Raw genomic sequence first — 23877 nt, 5'->3', positions numbered from 1 at the left:
TTAATCTGATTCTATAATTCCGGTGAGATGAAATCCTTGTTTGAGATTGAAATCCTGCACAGACCCATTTAAAAAATAGTAATCAAAAATAATAAAAAAATGAAGAAACGAATGCGTAGATGCTAAAGAAAAAGAACCATTTCTGCGGGAACAGAAATGGCAAAGCTTAAAGAAATTGTACATCTCTATAAGGAAAGCACGAGCGGAGTATATCCGACTTCGGGGCTCCTTATGTATTAAACTGAAACAAAGTAATGAAAAAAAAATTAAACAGATATATAGGATTATGTATTTTGTTGATTTCCATAGGTATTAAAGCACAGGAAATTAAACCCCTAATCCAGTCAAAACTTGAAGGAATTGTAATCGATGCTGTTACAAAAGAGCCCGTTATTGGTGCTTCAATAAACATTAAAGGAACTACTCACGGGGTTGTAACGGATATGGACGGTAAATTTTACTTTCAAACCGGACAAAAACTTCCTTATACGATAATTGTCAGTTATTTGGGTTATAAAAAAGCGGAAGTTATTGCCAATGAAAATCCAGTTGTGGTTAACCTTACTCAGGAACAAAATACGCTCTCAGAAGTGGTGGTTACTGCACTGGGTATTACAAAAGAAAAAAAATCTTTAGGATATACCACACAAGCAGTTAAAGGAAAAGAATTGTCGGACACCAAAGAAACCAATTTTCTAAACAGTCTTAGCGGTAAACTTGCGGGTGTTCGCATAACCAATTCGCAAGGTGATATGGGATCTTCGCGTATCATTATTCGTGGGGAAACGTCTATTTCCGGAAATAATCAGCCTCTTTTTGTGGTCGATGGGGTTCCGGTGGACAACTCACAGCTGGGAAGTACCGGAGGTACTACCCGTGATTTTAAAAATGCGATTGCCGATTTAAACCCACAGGATATTGAATCCTTAAGTGTATTAAAAGGCCCTAATGCCGCTGCTCTTTACGGTTCTCGTGCCGCACATGGAGTAGTACTTATCACCACAAAATCCGGGAAAAGTCAGAAAGGATTGGGGATAAGCGTTAATTCCGGAATCACGATCTCTCAGGTGGCTACTTTACCTAAATTTCAAAATTCATACGGACAAGGATCAAACGGTAAGTTTAGTTTTGTAGACGGTAAAGGTGGCGGAATCAATGATGGAGTGGATGAAAGCTGGGGCCCTAGATTAGACGGACGTCTTATTCCGCAGTTCTATTCCAATGGTGTTGCAGTACCATTTGTAGCTCATCCCAATAATGTAAAAGACTTTTTCAATACTGGTGTTACGTACGATAATAGCGTATCGATAGCCAAATCAGATGAAAAATCAGATTTTCGTTTAGGAATAAACAATCAGAAACAATTAGGAACAGTGCCTAACAGTGAAGTAAACAAAACAAACTTTACAGTTAATACCAATTATCAAATTTCTAAAAACATAAAAGTAGGAGTAACTGCTAATTATATTGTTACCGATGCGCCGGCACTTCCGGGTGGTCCGCAAGGTAACCGTGCTGCAGGTGTGATGTTGCAGTTCCTTTGGTTTGGACGTCAGGTAGATATTGACCAGCTTCGAAACAACAGAGAGGTGAACTGGAACAACAGCTATTACAGCAATCCATATTGGAATGCGTATTACAACACTACCAGCCAGCAGCGTAACCGTATAATTGGAGATATTCATTTGGATGCCAAAATTATCGACGGACTTAATTTTAAATTCCGCACCGGAGTTGATTATTATAATGATCGCAGAAAATACACGATTAAGTATGGTACAAACGGAACTCCATTTGGTTCCTATGCAGAAGATGCTTACACGGTAAATGAAAGAAATACAGAAGGAATTTTTACGTATACCAAAAAACTAACCGAAGACTTTAGTGTGGATGCTCTTGCCGGATTCAATATTCGTAACCATAGTGATGCCAATAACTATCAGAAAGCGCCACGTTTAGCCGTACCGGATTTGTATACCTTAACGAATTCAAGAGATCCGTTGACTTCATCCAATTCACTATCCAGATTAAGAGTATACAGTGCTTATGCTTCAGCACAATTTGGGTATAAAAACTATGCTTATTTAAACGTAACTGCCCGTAACGACTGGTCATCTACTTTACCAAGCAGTAACCGTTCTTATTTCTATCCTTCCTTCAATGGTAGTTTTGTAGTTTCTGATGCCTTTAATTTGAAAAGTAATACACTTGATTTCTTAAAGCTTCGCGGAGGCTGGTCTGAAGTAGGAAACGATGCCGATCCGTATCAATTGTCTACGGTTTACGATTTTCAAACGGCATTTGACGGAAACCCTATTCAAACTTCAGCGAAGAAAAAGCTTAATGAGAATTTAAAACCGGAAACCACTCGTTCTACGGAATTGGGAATAGAATCTTCGTTCTGGAAAAACAGACTGCACTTAGATGTAGCGTACTACAATACCAACAGTTTTGATCAGATTTTAGAAATCAAAACAACGGCTTCAAGTGGTTACAATTCGCAGTTAATCAACGCGGGTAAAATAAACAATCGTGGTATTGAAGTTCAGTTAGACGGAACTCCGATTCAAACCGAGAATTTTAAATGGAATGTAGGTGTTAACTATTCAAAAAACATCAGTGAAGTAAAAATTTTGGACTACGACAAACAAATCCAAAATTATACGATTGGTACATCAGGAGGTGTTGATGTATTGGCGTCGGTAGGGCAGGCTTATGGAGCACTTTATGGTACTGCCTATCAGCGTGATGCAAACGGAAACATAGTAGTAGGCACTAACGGATTACCGAAAGCTGATCCGCAAAAGCGAGTATTAGGACATTATACTCCGGACTTCTTAGCAGGTATAACCAACACTTTGAGTTATAAAAATCTGGAATTTTCATTCCTTATTGATGCCAGTGTAGGCGGAGATATTTTTTCGGGAACTAACAGAACAGGTACCTATACCGGAGTACTGGCAGAGACCTTGGCTGGTCGTGATGCAGCAAACGGAGGTTTAAATTACTACTATCCGGGCAACAATACAGCTAATCCAAAAACATTGGTAACAGGCGGTGGAGCACCAAGCGGAGTAACAGTTTATGATGACGGAGTGCTCTTTAACGGGGTTTATGCTGATGGAACTCCAAATACTCAGGTAATTAGTGCGCAGGAGTTTCATAAAGCATCTTACAATATTAGTGAAGCCTATATTTACAGCTCGACTTTTGTAAAACTGAGAGAAATAAAACTGGGATACAATTTCAATAAGAAATTTGCCAGAAGACTGGGATTAGAAGGAGCAAGTATTACTGCTGTAGGCCGAAACCTTTTATTCATTTACAAAGATGCACCGAACATTGACCCTGAAACCGCTTTCAACACCGGAAATGCTCAGGGATTGGAGAGTTTGTCTTTGCCAACTACGAGAAACTTCAGCTTGAATGTTAATCTTAAATTTTAAAAACGCGAAATCATGCTAAAAAAAATAGCTTACATAACACTATTTGCGGTAGCGCTTACTTCTTGTAGTGACACTCTGGATGATATTAATAAAAATCCAAATGCAACCGAAACACCTTTAGCGCCTTACTTGTTAACCGGAACGTTAAAGCAGGGAGCTGATTTGTACTGGGGATCTGACAACAACTTTAATGCCTCGTTATTATTTGTACAGCATTGGGCGAAGGTTCAGTATACAGAACCGGACAGATATGACGTATCGAACACTTCTTTCACTACTTTGTGGGATAAAGGGTACGCCACTTTGATTACAGATTTGAATACGATTCTGAAATTTCCGGATCAGCAAGCCAATCCAAATTACAAAGGAATTGCGTTAACCCTGCGTTCATGGACATTTTTATTGCTTACAGACGCTTACGGAAGCATTCCGTATAAAGAAGCAGGTTTAAAAGTAACTCCGGCATACAACACACAAAAAGAGGTGTACACCGGTTTACTGGAAGATTTAAAACAAGCGCAGTCTTTGCTAAATCCAACAAGTGGAAGCGTAACCGGAGATTTGGTTTATAAAGGTGATATTTCAAAATGGAAGAAACTGGTAAACTCACTTCGTTTGCGTATTGCATTACGAATTTCAGACAGAGAACCTGCTCTGGCAAAACAAGCGGCGATCGATGCCACTACAGATGCTGCCGGAGTAATCAGCAACAATAATGAAACTTTTAAGTTTACTTTCACCAGTTCGCCTCAGCAAAATCCTGCTTCGGCCTGGTTTGAAACCCGTGATGATTTCCGTATTTCGAAAACACTGGTGGATAAGTTAAACGAATTCTCGGATCCTCGTTTACCAGTTTACGCACAGCTGCCAACAGATGCAAGTGTTGGAAAATATGTTGGAGGTGCTAACGGATTATCGAACAGTGACGCCAACAGTCAGGGATTTGCTAAAACATCAAAGCCCGGAGCTTATTTTTTAACCTCGTCATCACCGGCTGTAATTGTTTCTTATTCTGAAGTATTGTTTAATCTTTCCGAAGCAGTGGCTCGAGGTTATATCGCCGGAGATGCAGAACAATTGTACAAAAATGCCATTACAGCATCGTTCAATCAGTTTGGAATTACAGATGCCATAACGATTTCAAATTACCTGAATCAGGCAGCGGTAAAGTATGATGCAGCAAATTATGCCAAATCGATTGGTACTCAAAAATGGATCGCATTCTTTGGACAAGGTCTTGATGCTTTTGCAGAATGGAGAAGATTGGACTATCCGGTATTGAAAGCAGGTCCGGCTACCGTTTTAAACGGACAGATTCCTTCTCGTTTCTTTTATCCGGGAACGGAGCAATCGTTGAATGGAGCCAGCTACCAAACAGCTGTATCTGTTCAGGGAAGAGATTTGCTGACTACAAAACTATGGTTTGACGCAAAGTAAGAGGTGTTGCATAAAAGCTACTCGGCTTAAATATTTCCATAATCAATTTATAAAAGTTCAGAGAAAATTTTCTCTGAACTTTTTTTGTATAAAATGTTTGTTGTAAAAAGGATGAATCTTCTATTTAAGTTCAAAATGTTGATTATCAATGAAAAAATGCCGAAATTTGTTAGAACTACAAGTCTGTTTATAATGCTGGAGATCAGATTTTTATTAGAGACAATTTAAAGTACAATTGAAAACTCATTATCTGCCATGAAAATCACGAAGCACTCGGGACATAAGGTTCCTTTCGACAAAGAAAAACTGAAGCTTTCCCTTAAAAAATCAGGAGCCGCTTCTGATGTTATAGAAGAGGTGTTATATCAAATAGAAAAGCAAATCTACGATGGTATCTCTACCAAAGAAATCTATAAAATGGCATTTGGACTTTTAAAAAAAGCAGCAAACGGACATGCGGCGCGTTACAATATCAGGCTAGCCTTGCAAATGCTTGGCCCCGCAGGTTTCTACTTTGAGAAATTTATCGCAAGATTGTATGCTGCAGAAGGATTCAAATCTAAAGTTAATCTGACGCTCCAGGGTAAATGCGTCTCTCATGAAGTAGACGTTGCCATTATGAAAGACAATATGATAACGATGATTGAGTGTAAGTTTCACGGAAGCAAAGAAGGCGCATCAGATGTAAAAGTGCCGATGTATATTCTTTCCCGGTTTAATGATTTGAGAGAAAAACGACATATTATTTTTTCTAATAATGAAACTTTCACGTCCTGTATTATAGTGACTAACAATCGTTTTACTAAAGACGCGCAGGATTTTGCAAATTGTAGCGGAATTTCTCTTTTAAGCTGGGATTATCCCGAAGATAAAAATCTTAAAAACAAAATTGATAGGGGAGCACTTTATCCAATTACCTGCCTGACAACACTATCTATGGTCGAAAAAGAAAAATTGCTTTTCCTCGATCAGATATTGGTAAAAGATCTTCTTGACGATCCTGAAGGACTAAAGAAAATTGGGATTAGTCCAAACCGAATCAAGAATATAGTACACGAAGCTTCACAAATCTGTAAACTTATTTAAGATGAAAGTAAAATTTATAGGAGGTGCAGGAACCGTTACAGGTTCAAAAACACTCATAGAAACTCAAAATAGCAGGATACTAATTGATTGCGGACTTTTTCAGGGGATAAAAGCACTGAGAGAACTCAACTGGGACCCGTTACCTGTTTTACCCTCCACAATAGATTTTGTACTTCTTACACATGGCCATCTGGATCATTGTGGCTGGCTGCCCCGATTAGTAGCACAAGGTTTTAAAGGAAAAATATACTGTACCGCTCCAACCAAAGCCATAGCAAGACTGGTACTTCTAGACAGTGCCAAAATTCAGGAAGAAGAGGCCGAAAGAGCCAACAAAGAGGAATACTCTAAACATGAACAAGCAGAACCGCTGTATACCGTAGAGCAGGCAGAAGCTGTTATGCCATTTTTCAAAATAATACCACCAAATACGACAGTTGAGATTGCAGATGATATAACTGCCGCGTTTGAAAATGCGGGACATATTATCGGAGCCTGTAGTATTACTGTAAATGCCGAAGGTAAAACGTTAGTATTTTCGGGGGATATCGGACGTGATGACGATGTATTGATGTTTCCGCCAACCAAACCCGTAAAGGCCGATTATATTTTTCTGGAAAGTACCTACGGAAACAAACTGCACGCAGAGTTAGACGTGAAAAAAGAACTGGAAACACTGATTAATAAAGCCATAGCAAAAAAAGAAACTGTAATCATACCTGGTTTTGCTGTGGAGCGCGTACAATCGGTGATGTTTTTATTGTGGAAGCTTAAAAAAGAAGGGAGAATTCCAGACGTTCCCTACATTCTCGATACTCCAATGGGGAGTAATGCTTTGCATGTGTTTTTAGAAAACCCGCAATGGCACAAACTATCGGTCGGGGATTGTCACGAAATGTCTAAAATGTTCACTATTGTTTCGGAGTACGAAGAAACCATGCGGATTATAGAAAATCCTCAGCCCAAAGTGGTTCTCGCAGCCAGCGGTATGGCAACAGGAGGAAGGGTATTGTCCTATTTTGAACATTACATAAGTCTCGAAAAAACCACCGTTATTTTTGTAGGTTATCAGGCAGAAGGTACGCGTGGAAGAAAATTGCTTGAGGGTGCGAAAGAAATCAAAATATACGGAAACTACTATTCTGTAAGAGCAAAAATCTTTCAGATAGAAGGACTCTCTGCGCACGGAGATCAAAAAGATCTTTTAAACTGGTTGTCTGCTCTTGAAAATACTCCGAAATGTGTTTTTCTCGTACACGGCGAAAACCTGCCTGCCGATGAATTACGAATTAAAATTCAGAAACAGTACCATTTTAAATGTACCGTTCCGTTAATGGGGAATGAAATTGATGTTTAGAATAGGTTTGCAAAATGGACAAAATGGAATTGCACACTAACGCATACAATATCAACAGCTAATCACAACTTAAACCATACAAATCCAATCCACCAAGAAGTATGGTTTTAAAAGTATTGTTTTTCCCTTGGATAAGGACTCTCCTCTCGGGAAATTTGCATTTTGACAGGTTTGCGTTTTTTCCCCACAAAAAATCGTCATTGTAAACAAAATAGGCTGGTCCTATATTGGCAAAAATTTTTGTTTTGGTACTGTCAGCATCACTGTAGCGGTATACGATACTATCATCCATTTTTTGTATTTTTCTTTGAATGGCGAAGTAGTTCTTTCCGTAATTAAGTTTTAAGGGTTTTATGCTACAAAGAAGAGGTTTACCATTTTTGGCAGTATCATAATTTTTGAGAGTTAAAGCTATAAAATTCTCTCTACAATCATCAATTCTGCAAAGTACTTCATCAACAGTCATTTCTGACACCCCTTTGGTTCCATAAATGTAGTATTTTGGTTCAATAATTTTCTTGATTTCTTTTTCTAAGATGTCGCTTTTAATAAGTTGAACAATCCCTAAAGTATCATAGAATTTGAATTTCATATTCTTTGAAGCAAACGGATTGTAAAAAAAAGTTTCTAATGAATCTGTCTCGTTTATTTTTTGGTAGATTTTCTCATATTCAGATATTTTTTCAGAATTAAAGATTTCAATAACTATGGCTGTCGTAGTAGGAGTCAGATTATAAACCGGATAAATAGTATTATCCTTTATTTCTGATTCAATTTGTGCAGTCTTAAAAGCTTCATTTTTTAAACTGTCGCTTATAATTGCAGTTTTTTGAGTTTTCTCCTTTTCAAAACGATTACAGGCATAAAAACATATAATGGAAGCTAAACAGAAAAGTATATTTTTAAACATGTGTAGTTATGATATTGGATTATAGTTAAGCCAAATGTACATTAGTATTTAGAAAAAAAGAAAACTAATTTTAGCAGAAAGAAAAGTAAATCTCTATATTCCGATCTAATTGTTATTGAATATAGCAGAAGAAGTAAAGAAAGTATTTTAACAATAAAAAAATGAAAGAACAACTTACTGAAATCATAAATCAGGTGTATCATAAAAACAATAGAAATCTTTTTACATTTTTAACAGGTGCGGGAATTTCTGCAGAAAGCGGCATACCCACTTACAGAGGTGCAGACGGTATATGGGTAAAAGGAACCAAGTTTCATAAACCGGAAGAATTTGGAACCTTTAAATATTTCAAAGAGAATCCAGAAGAAGTTTGGCAGTATTCACTGTTTAGAAAAAGGATGTTTGAGAGCGCTCACACCAATGAAAGTCATCATGAAATTGTAAAAATTGAAAATCTCCTGCAAGACAGATTCCATTTGATAACGCAAAATATTGACAATCTGCACAGACGCGCCGGTACCGAGAGAATCTATGAAATACATGGAAAAACCAGAGAAATTAAATGCTCGAACGGATGTAAGGAAATAGAAAGTTTGCCTGCTGAAATTAAAGGAAAAGATATCGATGAGGATTTGACCAAAGAATACATCGAATTACTTAAATGCAAACAATGCGGCAGCTGGATGAGACCCAATATTTTGTGGTTTGATGAATATTACGACGAAAAAACAAACAAAAAATTTAGTTCCTTAAAGATCGCCAAGAATTCGGGTATTCTTTTTATTGTGGGAACATCCGGAGCAACAAATCTGCCCATGGCTATTGCCGAAACTACTTTGAAGTACGGAGGAACTATAGTGGATATTAATACCGAAGACAATTTATTCACAGACCTGATTAAAGAAAAGAAGCATAAAATAATCATTCGCGAAACTTCGACCGTGACATTAAAAACAATAAGAGAGATATTGGAGACTATAATCGGGAAATAGATTATTTTATATTTTATCCACATCCGTTACATGGTGCATTGTAATTTATGAAATGCCTTTTTTAAGCTTAAAAAAGGTACTGTTTCTATGGGTCAAAGAAATTTCTTTCCACAAGTTAATTATAGCTTATTACTACTAAACTTTAAACTCTTTACCTTGAAGAAAACTGGGAAACTGTATCATAATATAGTCGCGGTTTATTTAACATTGCTTTAACATTATTGCTTTTAGGCGCTGTAGTTTTGTCTCCTAAAAACTTAAATATTGAACAATACAATGAGAAAAGTTATTTTTATTTTGATTATTCTTCTATCGGCCTATGGTCATGCTCAGGTTACAAGTTCAGCAATGTCAGGAACGATTAGATCAAACAAAGGAGAGCCCCTGCCCGGAGCTACAGTGGAAATAGTTCATAAACCTACCGGAACTAAATACTATTCGACAACAGGGTTTGATGGCGGATACGCAGCACAGGGTTTAAGACCGGGAGGCCCATATACTTTAAAGGTTACTTACATAGGTTACAAAACAACTGAAATTACAGATATTAATGTTGGTCTGGGGAACAATCTAACCGTAAACGTTAAAATCGACGAAGAGCCAAACGCTTTACAGGAAGTGGTAGTGACAACCAAATCCAATGGAAATTTTAATAAAGGAAAAACGGGCGCGTCACAGCAATTTACAAATAGGGAAATCGTAGCAGTTCCTGTATTAGGAGCACGTTCTGTAAACTCTATCACTAAATACAATGCAAACGCCGGTGCTAATGGTACTTTTGGTGGTCAGGATTCAAGATTGAATAATTTTACTATTGACGGATCCGTATTCAATAACGGCTTTGGTCTTGGGAGTGAATCTCAAGCAGGAGGAAGAACAGGATCAACAGCTATTTCGCTTGATGCTATAGAGCAGCTGCAGGTTAATATTGCCCCTTACGATATTCGTCAGTCGGGATTTCTTGGGTCCGGAATTAACGCCGTAACAAGAAGTGGAACAAACGAAATCGAAGGATCGGTTTACAACTCTTTCAGAAGCAATAAATCCAGTTTTATTGGAACACATCCCGGAAAAGATGTGACGATCAAACCTGGAAAATTTGATGAAAAAATATGGGGAGCACGTATTGGAGCACCCATTATTAAAGATAAATTATTTTTCTTTGGAAACTTCGAAACCATTGAAAATACAAGTCCGGCAACAACATGGACTTCAACAGGATCGCCACAAGGCGGGGCTCAGATATCAGAACCGACTTATCAGGAAATGCAGACTCTTTCTAATTATATGAGAGATAAGTTTGGTTATGAAACAGGTCCATGGGAAAATTATGACGCCACCAAAACCTCTAAAAAATTCTTAGCGAGAATAGACTGGAATATTAATGATAATCATAAACTTACAGCCCGTTATGTACATCATAATTCTTCGTCAGACGAGCTAACTTCAAATTCCAATTCATTAGGTTTTGGAAACAGAAGAACAAGTGCATTAGCAATGTCATTCAAAAACAGTGGTTATACGATCTTAGACAATACCAGATCTTTTGTATTGGAATTGAACAGTAAATTAGGCAATTCATGGTATAATAATTTTATCGCAGGTTACGATAAACAAATTGAAGACAGAGGACTTCAGGGAGGAGGATTGTTCCCTACAATTGATATTAAGAAGGGTACGGCAAATTATATATCTGTAGGTTTAGATCCGTTTACGCAAGGAAACAAACTTAGCTATTCAACGCTGCATTTCACAGATAATTTAACCAAAACTATTGGTAAACATTCCATTGTTTTAGGAGCAAATTTTGAATACTTTAAATCAAGCAATTTATTCTTCTCCGGATCAAATGGTGTTTATATATTCAACTCTTTAGCAGATTTTTACGCAGCAGCAGATCAATCAGCAGCAAATGGAGGAGCACCTTCTAATGCAACAGCTACTTCACCTGCTCGTTTTCAATACAGATATTCCGCTTTACCGGGCGGAGTTGAACCTTTACAGGTCCTGAAAACAAACAAACTGGATTTATACGCTCAGGACGAAATAAAACTAAGTGACAGATTTAAACTGTCAGTAGGACTTAGAGCGTCCAGAGTATGGTTTGCAGACACTGCGTTAGAGAACCCAACAGTAACGGCGATGACTTTTGCAAACGGAGAAAAATTCAATACAGGAGAAATGCCTGATGCACAATATTTATTTGAACCAAGAGTAGGTTTCAATTTAGATTTTAACGGAGACGCTTCAACTATATTAAGAGGAGGTTCAGGTGTATTTACCGGAAGAGCTCCTGCAGTATATCTGTCAAACCAAATTGGGAATAATGGTGTACTTACAGGTTTTATCGATGTAAGTGGTGCTGCTTTAGCCACAGGAGGTTATGGTTTCACGCCAAGACCTGCACAATATTTCACCCCGTCGACTCCAACGCTTCCTTCCACTTTTGACTTAGCCTTTACAGATAAAAAGTTTAAATATCCGCAAGTATGGAAAACCACGATGGCAATCGACCAAAAACTTCCATTTGGATTTGTAGGTTCGATTGAAGGAGTAATCCAAAAGAATATCAATGCAATCAATTATTATAATGCAAATTTTGATGCACCGGTAGGAACTTTTTCGGGAGCAGATAACCGACCAAGATATTCAAGAAATGACAACGGAACAAGAGTAAATGATAATGTTTCAAACGGGATTGTTTTGACCAATTCTGATAAAGGATATTTTTATTCTACAACCTTTAAATTAGAATATCCATACCAAAAAGGACTTTGGGGATCCTTCGCCTACACACATTCTGAAGCGGCAGATTTAATTTCTCCGGGATCTATTGCTTCAGGGTCATGGACAAGTGCCAGATCTGTTAACGGAAATAATGATTTGGATGTATCATTATCCAACAATAACACACCACATCGTTTAGTTGGTATCATTGGATACAAAATTGAATACGGAAAAGGTTTAGGAGGTGCTACTTCCATCAATCTTGGATATATCGGAGAAACAGCGAATCCTTTTACTTATGCTTACAGTGGTGATATGAATGGCGACAGAGTAAACGGAAACGATCTGTTATACGTACCAAACAGTGCATTCCAACTAAGTTTTGCTCCTTTAGTAGTATCAAGTACGGTAAATGGAATTACAACGACCAGAACTTATACAGAGGCAGAACAAAGAACAGCATTTGATGCCTACATTGATCAGGACAAATATCTTCGTACCAGAAGAGGTCAGTATGCAGAAAGAAATGCTGCTATTCTGCCGATGCTGCACAGATTAGATTTGTCTATTTCGCAAGACGTTTATATTAAAATTGCAGGTAAAAAGAACTCTTTCCAATTTAGAGCAGACATTCTGAATTTTACAAACATGATCAATAAAAACTGGGGAGTGACACAAAGAGCTACTAACCCGAACGTATTGGCTTATTCTTCTACAACCGCAGGAAACGTACCTGTTTATACCCTGGCTACACAAACAGATCCTGACGGGAATAGATATTTAATTAAAGATACATTCCAGAAAAACGCTTCCACATTTGATGTTTGGCAGGCTCAGTTTTCAATCAGATATATTTTTGGAAAATAAACGGATAGTTTCTTTTGAATACATTTTAAAAACGGCATTGAATTTTGTTTCAATGCCGTTTTTCTTTTTAATCTTCGGATTAAAAATAGAGAATCCGGGGTTCCTAATGTCATACTTCCGGAAAGCTCTTAAATGTAAGGCGATCTCACAAGAGTTTTAGTGCTGAACATACTTTGTACGATTCCTTTTTTAACTTATCTTCGCTGTCAACTCATTTAAAAATCTAATTTGTGAAAAATAATCAGGAAGTCGTAGAAGAGAATCAGCTTAAACGTGGGCTGACCAACCGTCACATTCAATTAATTGCTTTAGGAGGATCAATAGGAACCGGTCTTTTTCTTGGTATTGGCCCGGCGGCCGTACTGGCAGGACCATCAGTTATTTTAGGATATGCCGTTGCCGGAATTATTGCTTTTTTCATTATGAGACAGCTTGGTGAAATGGTTGTCGAAGAGCCAGTTTCGGGAAGCTTTAGTCACTTCGCGTATAAATATTGTGGTTCTTTTGCGGGTTTTGCCTCAGGTTGGAATTATTGGATTTTATACATTCTCGTGAGTATGGCCGAACTGACAGCTATTGGAGTTTATGTACAGTTTTGGTGGCCCGAAATTCCGCTGTGGGCGTCCAGTTTATTTTTCTTCCTGGTTATTAATGCATTGAATTTCGCTTCGGTAAAAGTTTACGGGGAAACCGAATTTTGGTTTTCAATCATAAAAGTGGTAGCTATTATTGCCATGATCCTTTTTGGTACTTATCTGTTGGTAAGCGGTACAGGAGGGGAGCAGGCGACCATTCATAATTTATACAATGATGGAGGTTTTTTCCCAAAAGGCTTCTTTGAAAAAACGCCATCAGGTAGTTTTCAGGGATTATTGTCTGCAATGGCACTGATTATGTTCTCCTTTGGCGGTTTAGAACTAATTGGAATTACCGCTGCTGAGGCAGAGAATCCGGAGAAAAACATTCCAAAAGCAACCAATCAGGTTATCTATAGAATCCTTATCTTTTATGTAGGAGCATTGGTTATTTTATTTGCTTTGTCACCATGGCAGCAAATTACCACAGACAGTAGTCCGTTTGTAATGGTTTTTCAAAATTTAAACGGAATGGAATTTGAATTGTTCGGTACCAAAATATATTTTACACGCCTGATTGCCAATGTGTTAAATCTAATTGTTTTAACCGCAGCTTTATCAGTGTACAACAGCAGTGTGTACAGTAACTCACGTATGTTGTATGGTTTAGCAGATCAGGGTAATGCGCCTAAGTTTCTAAAGAAGCTAAACAAAAAATTCGTGCCTATTAATGCGATTTTAATTTCTTCCTGCTTTGCAGCGATCTGTATTTTAATCAATAAAGTAATTCCCGAAGAAGCTTTTAGCATTTTAATGTCTTTAGTGGTATCTTCTTTAATTATCAACTGGGGAATGATTTCGTATACGCATTTACGATTCAGACGTACAAAAGAGCAGGAAAGTACCATAACAATGTTTCCGTCTATATTTTATCCGGTAAGTAATTATATCTGTCTGGTATTTTTAGTAGGTATTCTAGCTATTATGTGGATGACGGATATGAAGTTATCTGTAGAATTAATCCCTATTTGGCTGGGTATTCTTTTTATATTTTACAAAGTTTATAAAACAAAAAAATAAGTGACTTTTACGGGATTACTTTAATATTTCCGTTGGGAATTATTTTTAAACACATAGAAACATAGGCGCTGACTTCTCGAAAGGCGTTTCACTTCGTTAAAAAGCACAGAGTTCTTTACTATATGAAAGAAATATGTCTCTTTTTGTATCTTTTTTAGGTATAAAAACTATATTTCTGTGTGTTTAAATAAAAAACTTTGTAAGCAGCCTCCAAATACAATACTATGAGCAACACATTTTTGAACAACAACCAAATTGGAGTAACAGCTTCTTTTTCTGAATTGGTACAGACTCCTTTCAAAGGCGAAAGGAATGCGCTGTGCTGGCAGAGAAACCTGGATGGAGATTTTAGCGAAATTGTGGCCAAATTATCTTTAGAAGCAAATATCACAGAAGTTTACCCCGAAGATCTAATCGCACTTGAACTTACCGAAAAGGGGAGTATAGCCAGAGAAACAATCTTAAACGATCTACAACTATTAACGGATTATGGAGCTTTGCCTTCACTTAATTTACTAAAATGTTACGAACGTGATGACGAGTTTGATTACATATCGACAGATGTATATTCCTTCCATGTCGATCGTTCGCCCATTGCAACCGATACTTTTTTATGTACTTACCACGGGGCAGCAAGTGATATTGTTTCTAATTCGCAGGCAGAACAAAAAATCCTAATTCCGGAGATCAGGGCAAAGCTGCAAGAGCTACACGATGGACCGCCGGAAGAGTTTGAGAGTTTTTTAGAGGAAAATTATTTCGATTTGCATTATCAGTTACATCCCAATGCAGAACCTGTTAATTTAGGAGTAGGAAATCTTTGGCGTTTGGCGGTAGATCATCCGAAACAACAAGTACTGCCTTGCATTCACAGAGCACCCATAGAAAATGACGGAGAATATCGATTGCTGCTGATTTGTTGAGGAATGAAATAAAATTTGTTCCGGATCTTCTAAGAGGTAAATTACGAAGGCTTAAGGCAGTATAATTTTATCCATTATTTCCAGTTTGTGTTATTTTTTCGAATATTTCATTTAATGTATCTTCCATAACTTTGGCTGTGTTCGTGCCACTTTGATTCGTAATAATAAATGCACCCAGATCGTATTTTGGAATTATATAAATGTAACACTGAGAGCGTGGTACTCCACCATGATGAATGTAAAAAGTTCCCAGTTTTTTATCATCTGTGGCTATATTCCATAAATAACCAATACTAAACTCATCGTCAAATTTTACAATTGTTTTATGTGATTCAGCTGCGATTTTATTATTCTTCAACTGAAACTTAATATATTTCGCCATATCAGGTATTGTTGATTTCATATTACCGGATGCTCCCCATGGCAATTGCGGCATTGGTGAGGTGATTACATTATTATCACTGTGATAACCGACCGCAAGTCTTTTGGCTTCCTGATTAGAAAGACTAATTTTTGTGTTCTGCATTGCAATGTCTTTAGCAATGAAATTGGTTAATAGTTCTTCATACTTTGTTTTATAAACTTTCTCTAAAATAAAAGCTAAAAGTTGAGTACCTGCACTAGAATAAGAGTATTTATATCCCGGAACAGTATCAATTTTGACTTTATGAAGGTCTCTTAAAAAATCCTTTTGTCCATAATTTTTAAAGAGTTGATTAATTTTTGCGGGAGTATCGTGGTTTGTAAAATTCTGTAGAATTGTATTGGCTTCAAAGGGTAACATATTTGGAATTCCGCTTGTATGTGAAAGCAAGTGTTTGACAAGAAGAGGCTGCTTTCCATACTTTAGATTTGGATAATTTTGTGGTAAATACTTTTGCACTTCATCTTCAATATTCAATTTCTTCTCGCATACTGCTTTTGCAGCAAGTGTCCCTGCAAATGTTTTACTTAAAGAACCTATTTCATAGATCGTTTCATTATCAGGGCAGTTATTTTTTCCTTTTTCTAATTCTCCATAATGACCAATAAATTCCTTTCCTTGATAAACTAATACAATTGAAGTAGAATGAATTAAAGGTTTTTTTATCATTCTATTTGCAGCGCTATCGATTACTATTTTGATAGTAGTATTTTCTGGTTTTGAGTTTTGAGCCAAACAAAAGATTGAGGATAACAGAAGAATTAGAAGGAATCTATTTTTCATAGTTTTATAATGTTATATTTTTGATTCAGAGCTGGTTATGTTTTTAAACGCCTTTGTACACAATAGTTGGTTTCAAATATGCATATTAATCCATTAGAAAAGGAATAAATTTAGTGTTATTAAATTATTGTTTACTTTAAATTTTGCACCAAATTAGGGAAAGAATTGATAAAATTTTACATCATCTTTCATTTTTAAAGTTGCTTCTTACTTTATTTTTAGTAAATGAATTCTTAATAGTAATGTAAGGTAATTTTAAATCTGCCATAACTTTGGCTTTGAGATTAAATTGTTTTTTTGAAATAAAATTTTTTATGGAAAAGAACAAGGATTTAGGCAGAAGAAGGTTTCTTAGAAATTCTCTATTGGTTGCCGGAGGAGTTTTCATCGCCCCATTGATTGAAAGCTGTAGTAATGATGACAAAACAGACAATGATGGTGCTCCGGACGGAATGAAAAACGAAGGGTTTGAGACTGGTGTTGCCAGTTTTGATCCTACTGAAACCGGAGTGATTATCTGGACAAGATATTCAACTGGCTCAGATGCCGAAATTAATTGGGAAGTAAGTAAGAATGCCTCGTTTACTGAAATAACCAGAAAAGGACAGGCAGCAGCATCTTCTACAAACGATTTTACAATAGCGGTAGATGTTCAGAACATTCCATCGAATACAAAATACTATTATCGATTTTATAATGCCAAAACCAAGCAAGTAACGGTTACTGGTGAAACACGCACATTGCCGTCTAAAACAGACAGTGTAAATGAGGTAAAAATGGCGGTTGTTTCCTGTTCTAATTTTCCGGCAGGGCTTTTCAATGTGTACGGAGCGATCGCTTCTTCAGATGCCGATGTAGTGGTACATCTTGGAGATTATATTTACGAATATGCGCCGGGACAGTACGGAACAAACCCTTTTACCAATCCGCTGGGCAGAGAACACAAACCCGCCAGAGAAATTACAAGTCTTAGCGATTACAGGGAACGATACAGACAATACAGAGGAGATAAAAACCTGCAGTTGCTGCATCAGAAGAAACCTTTTATATGCGTTTGGGACGATCATGAATTTGCCAACGATACCTATAAATCCGGTGCCGAAAACCATCAGCCTTCCGAAGGAGATTTTCAGGTGAGAAAAATGGCCGCTTTCCAGGCTTATAGCGAGTATATTCCGCTTAAAACAGGAAAAGATTTTAGAATTTACAGAAGTTTTAATTTTGGTACTATTCTTTCTCTTTACATGATGGATACCCGAGTGATTGCGAGAGACAAGCAGTTGAGTTACGGTGATTATATCGATAATAGCGGAAATTTTGACCAGACAAAATTCAAAACCGATTTATTAAGCACCAACAGAAAATTAATCGGAAGCGAGCAAATGGCGTGGCTGGGATCGCAGATCAATGCAGATACCGCTAAATGGAAAGTATTAGGTCAGCAAATCCTGATGACCAAAATGCTGATTCCTGCGGAGCTATTAATGCTTCTGAATCAAATTTTAGGAGAAGTTTCTAAACTAGGAAGCGCAACACCGGCGACTATGAAAGCGCTTACCACTACAATCTCTCAACTTGTGGTGATTAAAATGAGATACAAACAAGGAGATCCTTCATTAACGGCTCAGGAAATTGCAAGAGTTACCACAACTTTACCTTATAATTTGGATGCCTGGGACGGTTATTTTGCCGAAAGAGAGCAATTATACGCGATGCTTTCCGGAAAAAATGTAGTGGTTTTGGCCGGAGATACTCACAATGCATGGATGGGTAAACTTACGGATATGCAGGGAAAACACATAGGAACTGAAATAGCGTGTAGTTCGGTTTCATCACCGGGATTGGAATCTTATTTCGGAATTACTTCAGACCCTACAAAAGCAATAGAATTAGCACAAGCCTTTACAGTCCTGATAGATGATTTAGAATATGCCAATTTGTACAAGCGAGGATATACCTACCTTAAATTTACAGCATCCGGTTCTGAAGCCGAATGGCGATTTGTAGACAGTGTAACAACCGAAACCACCAATACGGTTACAGAAAAAAAATATACGATAGCATAGGAATTTTATTCGACAGAGTTCCTTATGAAAAGCTGCTCAAATGTCTCTGACTTTGCGCATTTTTTGCACTTAAAAATTATTAAAGTTTATAAAACTAGTAGAGTCCCTTATGAAAAGCTGCGCAAATGTCTCTGACTTTGCGCAATTTTCTTATTAGTTATAAATCATAATCGTTTCAAGAGTCTCAGATTCTTTTTTTATCATTTAATAAGTATTTAAAAATAAGTTAAATCTTATATTTTTGTAAAAAAGATTTAAAAATGAAAGAGGGATACATAATAAGAGATCAAACGTTGCCACATTTTATAACTTCAACAGTTGTGGACTGGGTAGATATTTTTACACGTCAGGTTTATAGAGATATAGTCATTGAGAGTTTAGCATACTGTATTGAGAATAAAGGAATGATTTTATATGGTTATGTTATTATGAGCAATCATATACATCTAATTATTCAATCTAAACATGGAAAATTATCAGATTTATTAAGAGATTTTAAAAAATTTACCGCGAAAAATATACTTGGAAAAATTCAAAATATCCCTGAAAGTAGAAGAGAATGGATGTTAGAACGTTTTAAATTAGCAACCCACAGTCATTCAAGAAATAAAGAATACCAATTCTGGCAGTATGGAAATCATGCAGAAGAAATTTATAGTAATGAGTTTATGTGGTCAAAATTAGATTATATACATTTAAATCCAGTAAGCGGCGGAATTGTTGCTAAAGCATCAGATTATATTTATTCAAGTGCAAGTAATTATGTATGTGATTCAGGACTGCTAAAAGTTGAAAAAGCTGATAATCCAGTAATAAATGTTTTAGACCATAAATCGTTTGTTCGTTATAATAAATATTAATTTTTTAGTTAAAAGTCAGAGACTTATAGAGGCTTTTGTTCTTTCATGAAGACTTGAGTAGGTAGCGCAAAGTCGGAGACATTTGCGCAGCTTTGGAAAAGAACACTGCGGAGAGCTGAAGCAAAATGCGCTGAAAATTGCTGACGCCCTGATTGCCAACAAACAGCAAACCTATACCTGGCAGGAGGAACTTTTACCCAGTATAAAAAGCTCCGCCCAAAACGTCCTGAAGAAAAACAGTGTACTGATACAAGAGCAATATACCATAAAACTATTGGTATTACAGCAGGAAGAAGTAGTATTGAGAGAAAGACTAGCGGGTAAGTAGCTGCTTAAGATTTACAGGTATTGATTGATTTTATAGTAGGACTAGCGAATGGTTTTATTTTTTATTGAAAAACTTGAGTGGAGAACGCAGATTTTCTTGTTTTGCATTTGGAAATTTTCTCTTGTTATTTGAACCTTCTCCATTTTCAAAAATAAATTACCGGTTAAGTAAACTAGGAAAGTTTTAGAAAAAGTCCATTTCTTATGAAATAGACTTTTTAGTTTGAAAAAAGGAACAATCTGTAAAAATTGAGATAGGCAAGATTTTAGAAAATTTGCATATTTTTAATTGAATTTATTGATTTGTTACCTCTAAAGTGAAGCTTCCTATTCCAACTGGAGCACGGCCGTTGACTGCTTCAATAACTTTGGCTGCTCCAGATGCAGTGAATCCTCCGTAAAGTTCAATTAATCCAAAACCAGATTCTACAAGTTCTGCGGCAATCTTAGCTCCCATAGCTTCATCCGGTACCGGAATAAATGTGGTATGCTGCGGATGAAATGCTTGTTCGAAACGGTCTTGTATTGGGTCACTGCCACTTTCAAGAATAATGAAGGCTTCGCGAGGTGGATTACCTTCGTGAAAGGATAAACTAAAAGCAGCCGCCAAAGCCAGCGATTCGAATCCGAAAGTAACCGAACTCACTTTGGCTCGACTTCCAATTGCTTCACTAACCTTTGCTCTCCATACAGGTGAAATAGCACCACACAGTTCGATTAATTCTGCACCATCGTCTGCCAGTGTAATGGCAGCTGCCAGAGATTCAGAAGGGTCACCGATGGCTACAATTGTCAACTTACCAGATGCACTTTCACGAACAAACTTGGTTTTATTAGGTAGAGCTCCATAACCTTCATATATAATAGCCTTGTTTAGAGGACGTTGGTTTTCTTTTAAATCTACTTGTTTTACTGTTTTTTCCATGATTATTTTTTGTTTTATTATTTAGTAAGGCAAAGATCTGCGGAAATTTGAGCGCTTTTTTTGATGTAGATCAAAATCGTTTTTAGTATCGGAATACTACTTAATGCTTCTTGAGATATGTTCTAAAGACAAGCAATCAGAACAGGATAGAAATACAACAGGTTTTATTTATTGGTATTTTTTTAAGCAAAATTTAATTTAGTAAATTTGATTTTAAATCAAATGATGCACATCGGCAGGTGTTTATCTCAGAACTTATACAATCATTTCCCAAGAGCTATGAATAATACAAATCCATTAATTCAACAATTTAAGAAATATGGAGCGCTGAGTTCAAGCGTGGAAATGGCTATTGAGCAAAAAACTAAGGTATTTACAAAGAAAAAAAACGATCATTTTTTGAAGCAAGGACAGCTACTAACAAGTTATTTTGTGGTAAAGAAAGGTGTTTTCAGAGCTTATATTAATCGGAATGAGAAAGAAATAAACGTATGGTTTGGAGAAGAAAACCAAATTTTTGGGGCCATAATGCCGATGTATGCCAATAAACCTTCACCAGAGTACATACAATTTTTAGAAGATTCAGAAGTATATGCCATTGCAGTAGATGATTTAGAGATTTTATACGAACAGTACCCCGAGTTAAATCGTATTGGCAGAAAAATTGCCGAAGAGCTGTGTGTTATTCTCGAGGATAGAATTACTTCGTTGCATACCGAAAGCGCTACAGAGCGTTATCAATCACTTATGGAACAACAGCCTAGTTTAGTACAGCGTATTAATTTGGGGCATATTGCTTCTTTTTTGCGTGTAACACAGGAAACTTTAAGCAGAATACGCAAACGCTGACGATTTTGACCTACATCAAAAAATACAATCTTTTTGCTTGCGATCTTTGCAGAACTAAATAATTAAGACATGCAAAAAGATAAATTAAATTGGTTTAAGAATGTAGAACATCGTACGCATCCACATCCCGGACTGAACTGGTTAACCGTCACTCTAAGCGTACCGGACGTAGCCAGTGCAATAGATTTTTATACCGGAGTAATGGAAATGGTTTCCATTTCTGAGTTGGAAGATCAAAACAATGGAGAACTATTGTTTGCAAGAATTCGGTATCGCGGAAACAACTTTGTACTCAATAAAGAACATTGGGATTTTCAGGCAGTAGCTCCAATTACTTCAGGGCAGGTACCTCCTTTTGTTTTTTACCTGTATGTAGACGATGTAAAAACATTGGTTGCCGAAATTAGAAAAGATAAAGAGGCCAAAATTATTGCTGAACCGGAAATGCAGTTTTGGGGAGATTTAAAAGCAAGAATTCAGGATCCGTTTGGTTACATCTGGGATTTGGCAGAAAAAGCGAATTAAAGATGAAGTATTTATTTTTAGGTTTAGCCATTTGCGCAGAGCCAGGGCAAAACCAATGCAAATCGAACAATCCAAAAGCGGTAAATGTGGTGTTATTCAAATTCAAATCGGAAGCATCATTGGAGCAGGAGCAAAACTTTAAAAGTGAAATGCTGAAAAAGCACAGTACAGTTTCGGGACTTATCGATATTTCTTTTGGAGAAAACGTTACAGATATAGCAAAAGGATTTACCCGTGCGGAAGCAGCCCGGTTTAAGGACCAGAAATCGTTAAAAGTATTCAGTAAATCAGATCCTGTTGAAGAGCTAAATACCAGTTATATCAAACCGGTTTTACAAGAGATTCTGGTATTCAATTCTTTTTCTTAACTTAGTAAAAGCAATACTGACGCAAAATTGAATGGACAACGCAAAGTCGAAGATATGATTCAATGGCTTGCTGGGTACTTCACAGAGCAGGAGGGATGATAAAAAAATGTTAAAAACATTCTTAATTTTAAAGTGGCACAGTTCGTGCTTGAAAGGAAAACATTGAATAATCTGAATGCTTAATCGGTATTCTAAAAAATTAAAATAATGAAAAGATTTAAATGTATTTATGTTTTTGTAGCGGTATTATTATCAACAATTACATATGGCCAGGAAAGTTTAAAAATGTTTGTAAAAGAAAGTAAAGTGTCCTGTATGGGGGTTGGTCCTATGGAATGTCTGCAGGTAAAGTATGACAAGGACAAAGAATGGCAGTTATTTTACGATCATATTGAAGGTTTTAATTTTGAAAAAGGAAATCGATACGAGATCTTGGTAACGAGAACCAAAAGACAAGCGCCTATTCCTGCCGACGCTTCTGCCTACCAGTACAAACTGAAAAGCATTGTTTCGAAAACTCCTGTAAATGCCGAAAAAGGAATTTACAATACCAAAATGATCTTGACCCAGTTAAACGGAAAAAAGATAAATAGCGGGAAAGCATTTATTACCATTAATGATGAAACCGGAACAATAAACGGTAACAACGGATGTAATATCTTCAATGTAAAGTATACAAAGCTTTCTGCAAAAAATCAAATTAAGACCGATTCTCCTTTTGGAACTTTAATGGCTTGTGAGGGTGAAGGCATGAAATTGGAGCAAGATTTTAGTACTGCGATCACAAAGAAAAAGTTCAAAATTGTAAAGAAGAACAACAAAGTGCAGTTTAGAAATACTAAGAACAAAGTGGTGATGGAATTTTCGATACCCACTCAAAATCAACTGTGGAGTTTTATTGCAAAAAACAATTGGAAACTAATCGCACTTGAAAATGTTGGACAGGATTACGGAAAGGCTTCTATTAAGTTTAATCCTGCAGAAAAAAAAGTAAGCGGAAGTACAGGCTGCAACAACTTCGCTGGAACTTATGCAACTACTGGTGATCACATTTCTTTTGATAGGGTAGCGGCTACAGCTATGGCATGCATTGGTGAAGAAGGAAACAAAACAGAGCAAAAAATGCTATCTTATTTAAACAACAAAGACTTGCGTTTTGACGTAGCCGATCAAACTCTTAATTTTTATCTTAACGATAGACTAGTTATGATGTTTGGCACTATAAAATAAGTTTGTTCTATAAGTCATCTTAAAATAAAGGATGATTTATAAAAAATAATTGCAAAACCAGTGAATTAGCTTCACTGGTTTTTTTATGACTTAAAGTTTTAAATTACATATTTACAAATT

Annotated in this window: 18 protein-coding genes; 15 read left to right on the top strand and 3 right to left on the bottom strand. The window is 36.6% G+C overall.

The features are described from left to right. Window positions 1-254 precede the first annotated feature (254 nt). The 4 genes from ACAM30_RS19445 to ACAM30_RS19430 all read left to right on the top strand — a co-directional run bounded on the left by ACAM30_RS19445 (window position 255) and on the right by ACAM30_RS19430 (window position 7326). Window positions 255-3446, top strand: a complete 3192-nt coding sequence (locus tag ACAM30_RS19445; RefSeq protein WP_369616172.1) for a SusC/RagA family TonB-linked outer membrane protein — start codon at window positions 255-257, stop codon at window positions 3444-3446. A gap of 12 nt (window positions 3447-3458) precedes the next feature. Continuing rightward, entirely contained in the window at window positions 3459-4883 is a 1425-nt protein-coding gene (locus tag ACAM30_RS19440) for a SusD/RagB family nutrient-binding outer membrane lipoprotein (RefSeq protein WP_369616171.1), read from the top strand. Window positions 4884-5138: 255 nt separating this feature from the next. Beyond that, window positions 5139-5969, top strand: a complete 831-nt coding sequence (locus tag ACAM30_RS19435; RefSeq protein WP_369616170.1) for an ATP cone domain-containing protein — start codon at window positions 5139-5141, stop codon at window positions 5967-5969. A 1-nt stretch (window position 5970) separates the two neighbouring features. Then, window positions 5971-7326, top strand: coding sequence for an MBL fold metallo-hydrolase (locus ACAM30_RS19430; RefSeq protein ID WP_369616169.1), 1356 nt, complete (start codon window positions 5971-5973; stop codon window positions 7324-7326). 58 nt (window positions 7327-7384) lie between these two features. On the opposite strand, the gene ACAM30_RS19425 is transcribed toward ACAM30_RS19430, so the two are convergent. Beyond that, window positions 7385-8236 carry a hypothetical protein gene (locus ACAM30_RS19425; RefSeq protein ID WP_369616168.1) on the bottom strand — a complete coding sequence of 284 codons (852 nt, stop codon included), beginning with the start codon at window positions 8234-8236 and terminating at the stop codon, window positions 7385-7387. Between the two features lie 161 nt (window positions 8237-8397). Here ACAM30_RS19425 and ACAM30_RS19420 point away from each other — a divergent pair, with 161 nt between their 5' ends. From ACAM30_RS19420 to ACAM30_RS19405, 4 genes are all read left to right on the top strand, one after another. Beyond that, window positions 8398-9228 carry an NAD-dependent deacetylase gene (locus ACAM30_RS19420; RefSeq protein WP_369616167.1) on the top strand — a complete coding sequence of 277 codons (831 nt, stop codon included), beginning with the start codon at window positions 8398-8400 and terminating at the stop codon, window positions 9226-9228. A gap of 276 nt (window positions 9229-9504) precedes the next feature. Further along, the gene (locus ACAM30_RS19415) at window positions 9505-12822 is read left to right on the top strand and encodes a carboxypeptidase regulatory-like domain-containing protein (protein WP_369616166.1); all 3318 of its coding nucleotides are present in this window, start codon (window positions 9505-9507) and stop codon (window positions 12820-12822) included. 230 nt (window positions 12823-13052) lie between these two features. Then, window positions 13053-14477, top strand: a complete 1425-nt coding sequence (locus ACAM30_RS19410; protein ID WP_369616165.1) for an amino acid permease — start codon at window positions 13053-13055, stop codon at window positions 14475-14477. Window positions 14478-14701: 224 nt separating this feature from the next. Further along, on the top strand, window positions 14702-15400 hold the full coding sequence (locus ACAM30_RS19405) for a DUF1826 domain-containing protein (protein WP_369616164.1): 699 nt from the start codon (window positions 14702-14704) through the stop codon (window positions 15398-15400). Between the two features lie 67 nt (window positions 15401-15467). On the opposite strand, the gene ACAM30_RS19400 is transcribed toward ACAM30_RS19405, so the two are convergent. Then, window positions 15468-16607: a serine hydrolase domain-containing protein gene (locus tag ACAM30_RS19400; RefSeq protein WP_369616163.1), complete on the bottom strand. Its 1140-nt coding sequence runs from the start codon at window positions 16605-16607 to the stop codon at window positions 15468-15470. A 314-nt stretch (window positions 16608-16921) separates the two neighbouring features. Between ACAM30_RS19400 and ACAM30_RS19395 the strand changes: the two genes are divergently transcribed. The 3 genes from ACAM30_RS19395 to ACAM30_RS19385 all read left to right on the top strand — a co-directional run bounded on the left by ACAM30_RS19395 (window position 16922) and on the right by ACAM30_RS19385 (window position 19861). Then, complete coding sequence (locus tag ACAM30_RS19395) at window positions 16922-18673, top strand: alkaline phosphatase (protein WP_369616162.1); 1752 nt, start codon at window positions 16922-16924, stop codon at window positions 18671-18673. 260 nt (window positions 18674-18933) lie between these two features. Continuing rightward, entirely contained in the window at window positions 18934-19533 is a 600-nt protein-coding gene (locus ACAM30_RS19390) for a transposase (protein WP_369616161.1), read from the top strand. An 82-nt stretch (window positions 19534-19615) separates the two neighbouring features. Next, complete coding sequence (locus ACAM30_RS19385; protein ID WP_369616160.1) at window positions 19616-19861, top strand: hypothetical protein; 246 nt, start codon at window positions 19616-19618, stop codon at window positions 19859-19861. A 294-nt stretch (window positions 19862-20155) separates the two neighbouring features. Here ACAM30_RS19385 and ACAM30_RS19380 read toward each other — a convergent pair whose 3' ends face one another. Next, the gene (locus ACAM30_RS19380) at window positions 20156-20785 is read right to left on the bottom strand and encodes a DUF6506 family protein (RefSeq protein WP_369616159.1); all 630 of its coding nucleotides are present in this window, start codon (window positions 20783-20785) and stop codon (window positions 20156-20158) included. A gap of 279 nt (window positions 20786-21064) precedes the next feature. On the opposite strand from ACAM30_RS19380, the gene ACAM30_RS19375 reads away from it, so the two are divergent. The 4 genes from ACAM30_RS19375 to ACAM30_RS19360 all read left to right on the top strand — a co-directional run bounded on the left by ACAM30_RS19375 (window position 21065) and on the right by ACAM30_RS19360 (window position 23757). Continuing rightward, window positions 21065-21634, top strand: a complete 570-nt coding sequence (locus ACAM30_RS19375; RefSeq protein WP_369616158.1) for a Crp/Fnr family transcriptional regulator — start codon at window positions 21065-21067, stop codon at window positions 21632-21634. A gap of 69 nt (window positions 21635-21703) precedes the next feature. After that, a complete protein-coding gene (locus ACAM30_RS19370; protein ID WP_369616157.1) occupies window positions 21704-22159 on the top strand; it encodes a VOC family protein in 456 nt (151 codons plus the stop codon). Window positions 22160-22161: 2 nt separating this feature from the next. Beyond that, a complete protein-coding gene (locus ACAM30_RS19365; protein ID WP_017497211.1) occupies window positions 22162-22527 on the top strand; it encodes a Dabb family protein in 366 nt (121 codons plus the stop codon). Window positions 22528-22734: 207 nt separating this feature from the next. Further along, entirely contained in the window at window positions 22735-23757 is a 1023-nt protein-coding gene (locus tag ACAM30_RS19360; RefSeq protein WP_369616156.1) for an META domain-containing protein, read from the top strand. Window positions 23758-23877 lie beyond the last annotated feature (120 nt).

The organism is Flavobacterium sp. CFS9 (genome assembly GCF_041154745.1).
Taxonomy (GTDB): domain Bacteria; phylum Bacteroidota; class Bacteroidia; order Flavobacteriales; family Flavobacteriaceae; genus Flavobacterium.
Note: the sequence above shows the minus strand (reverse complement) of the source record. Positions and strands in the feature narration are given on the sequence as shown.

Excerpts from the sequence above, each read along its gene's own strand:
- ACAM30_RS19400 (WP_369616163.1), bottom strand. The coding sequence starts at position 16,607 with ATGAAAAATAGATTCCTTCTAATTCTTCTGTTATCCTCAATCTTTTGT.
- ACAM30_RS19430 (WP_369616169.1), top strand. The coding sequence starts at position 5,971 with ATGAAAGTAAAATTTATAGGAGGTGCAGGAACCGTTACAGGTTCAAAA.
- ACAM30_RS19395 (WP_369616162.1), top strand. The coding sequence starts at position 16,922 with ATGGAAAAGAACAAGGATTTAGGCAGAAGAAGGTTTCTTAGAAATTCT.
- ACAM30_RS19370 (WP_369616157.1), top strand. The coding sequence starts at position 21,704 with ATGCAAAAAGATAAATTAAATTGGTTTAAGAATGTAGAACATCGTACG.
- ACAM30_RS19425 (WP_369616168.1), bottom strand. The coding sequence starts at position 8,236 with ATGTTTAAAAATATACTTTTCTGTTTAGCTTCCATTATATGTTTTTAT.
- ACAM30_RS19415 (WP_369616166.1), top strand. The coding sequence starts at position 9,505 with ATGAGAAAAGTTATTTTTATTTTGATTATTCTTCTATCGGCCTATGGT.
- ACAM30_RS19390 (WP_369616161.1), top strand. The coding sequence starts at position 18,934 with ATGAAAGAGGGATACATAATAAGAGATCAAACGTTGCCACATTTTATA.
- ACAM30_RS19445 (WP_369616172.1), top strand. The coding sequence starts at position 255 with ATGAAAAAAAAATTAAACAGATATATAGGATTATGTATTTTGTTGATT.
- ACAM30_RS19435 (WP_369616170.1), top strand. The coding sequence starts at position 5,139 with ATGAAAATCACGAAGCACTCGGGACATAAGGTTCCTTTCGACAAAGAA.
- ACAM30_RS19440 (WP_369616171.1), top strand. The coding sequence starts at position 3,459 with ATGCTAAAAAAAATAGCTTACATAACACTATTTGCGGTAGCGCTTACT.
- ACAM30_RS19380 (WP_369616159.1), bottom strand. The coding sequence starts at position 20,785 with ATGGAAAAAACAGTAAAACAAGTAGATTTAAAAGAAAACCAACGTCCT.
- ACAM30_RS19405 (WP_369616164.1), top strand. The coding sequence starts at position 14,702 with ATGAGCAACACATTTTTGAACAACAACCAAATTGGAGTAACAGCTTCT.
- ACAM30_RS19365 (WP_017497211.1), top strand. The coding sequence starts at position 22,162 with ATGAAGTATTTATTTTTAGGTTTAGCCATTTGCGCAGAGCCAGGGCAA.
- ACAM30_RS19420 (WP_369616167.1), top strand. The coding sequence starts at position 8,398 with ATGAAAGAACAACTTACTGAAATCATAAATCAGGTGTATCATAAAAAC.
- ACAM30_RS19375 (WP_369616158.1), top strand. The coding sequence starts at position 21,065 with ATGAATAATACAAATCCATTAATTCAACAATTTAAGAAATATGGAGCG.
- ACAM30_RS19360 (WP_369616156.1), top strand. The coding sequence starts at position 22,735 with ATGAAAAGATTTAAATGTATTTATGTTTTTGTAGCGGTATTATTATCA.